Source organism: Agrilactobacillus composti DSM 18527 = JCM 14202 (assembly GCF_001436375.1).
GTDB lineage: Bacteria > Bacillota > Bacilli > Lactobacillales > Lactobacillaceae > Agrilactobacillus > Agrilactobacillus composti.
Window position 1 is genome coordinate 1 of record NZ_AZGA01000056.1, and the last position, 340, is coordinate 340.

General features: G+C 38.8%; 1 protein-coding gene. It reads left to right on the forward strand.

What is annotated here, in order from left to right; genetic code table 11:
- Window positions 1-152: 152 nt before the first annotated feature.
- Window positions 153-340: transposase (locus FC83_RS17430; protein WP_236700818.1), on the forward strand; the 188-nt coding region annotated here is incomplete at its 3' end.

Consider the following 340-nt stretch of genomic DNA (forward strand, 5'->3'; position numbering starts at 1 on the left):
CCTGAATTATTCACTCATAATAAAATAAAAGACGTAACTCCTTGAGTTACGCCGCATTATCTATGTACACCGCCGCACCTTATGGGTGCGACGGAAATGGTTTCTCTATGGTATTATTTAATCGACTAAAAGAAAATAATAGGAGAAACCATATGTACAATTTACGGCATAATACGCTTAAAAGCAACACTGATATCACTATTGATAACGCAGGCAGTGAAGTATCTTCCAACACCGGTCTGCTGCTGTTCTCTGAACACCTTTACCAAAGGGGTTTTACAGACAGGATCAAGGCGACACTTAAATTCAAGGAACTCAAAATTTACAGGAAATACCCAGA